Source organism: Campylobacter concisus (genome assembly GCF_001891085.1).
GTDB lineage: Bacteria > Campylobacterota > Campylobacteria > Campylobacterales > Campylobacteraceae > Campylobacter_A > Campylobacter_A concisus_O.
The window spans coordinates 1-1562 of the sequence record NZ_JXUP01000025.1 but is presented as its reverse complement, the minus strand read 5'-3'; the positions used below and the strand labels follow the sequence as shown (position 1 = coordinate 1562).

Sequence of the window (1562 nt, the reverse complement as noted above, 5' to 3'; positions counted from 1 at the left end):
GAGTGCTGGAGCGAATACAAGTGAGCATGCAGGCATGAGTAGCGATAATTGGGGTGAGAATCCCCAACGCCGTAAACCCAAGGTTTCCTACGCGATGCTCGTCATCGTAGGGTTAGCCGGGTCCTAAGCAAAGTCCGAAAGGGGTATGCGATGGAAAATTGGTTAATATTCCAATGCCAACTATAATGTGCGATGGAAGGACGCTTAGAGTTAAGCAAGCTAGCGGATGGTAGTGCTAGTCGAAAGGTGTAGGTTAAGATCCAGGCAAATCCGGATCTTTTTAAGCCGAGACCCCACAGGCGTTTGAAGTTCTTCGGAATGGATAGCGAATTGCCGATACTGTCGAGCCAAGAAAAGTTTCTAAGTTTAGTTATAGTTGCCCGTACCGTAAACCGACACAGGTGGGTGGGATGAGTATTCTAAGGCGCGTGGAAGAACTCTCTTCAAGGAACTCTGCAAAATAGCACCGTATCTTCGGTATAAGGTGTGCCTAACTTTGTGAAGGATTTACTCCGTAAGCATTGAAGGTTACAACAAAGAGTCCCTCCCGACTGTTTACCAAAAACACAGCACTCTGCTAACTCGTAAGAGGATGTATAGGGTGTGACGCCTGCCCGGTGCTCGAAGGTTAATTGATGACGTTAGCTCTGCGAAGCGTTTGATCGAAGCCCGAGTAAACGGCGGCCGTAACTATAACGGTCCTAAGGTAGCGAAATTCCTTGTCGATTAAATATCGACCTGCATGAATGGCGTAACGAGATGGGAGCTGTCTCGAAGAGGGATCCAGTGAAATTGTAGTGGAGGTGAAAATTCCTCCTACCCGCGGCAAGACGGAAAGACCCCGTGGACCTTTACTACAGCTTGACACTGCTATTGGGATAAAAATGTGCAGGATAGGTGGGAGCTTTGATCCATAGACGCCAGTTTATGGTGAGCCGTTGTTGAGATACCACTCTTTTTTATTCTGATAGCTAACTAGCTTGAGTTATCCTCAAGTAGGACAATGTCTGGTGGGTAGTTTGACTGGGGCGGTCGCCTCCCAAAATGTAACGGAGGCTTACAAAGGTTGGCTCAGAACGGTTGGAAATCGTTCATAGAGTATAAAGGCATAAGCCAGCTTAACTGCGAGACATACACGTCAAGCAGAGACGAAAGTCGGTCTTAGTGATCCGGTGGTTCTGTGTGGAAGGGCCATCGCTCAAAGGATAAAAGGTACCCCGGGGATAACAGGCTGATCTCCCCCAAGAGCTCACATCGACGGGGAGGTTTGGCACCTCGATGTCGGCTCATCGCATCCTGGGGCTGGAGCAGGTCCCAAGGGTATGGCTGTTCGCCATTTAAAGCGGTACGCGAGCTGGGTTCAGAACGTCGTGAGACAGTTCGGTCCCTATCTGCCGTGGGCGTAAGAAGATTGAGGAGAGTTGACCCTAGTACGAGAGGACCGGGTCGAACCAACCACTGGTGTACGAGTTGTTCTGCCAAGAGCACCGCTCGGTAGCTATGTTGGGATGTGATAACTGCTGAAAGCATCTAAGCAGGAAGCCAACTCCAAGATGAATCTT

General features: G+C 49.4%; 1 rRNA gene. It reads left to right on the top strand.

The features are described from left to right. Positions 1–1562 (top strand): 23S ribosomal RNA (locus TH67_RS10160); the annotation flags it as partial.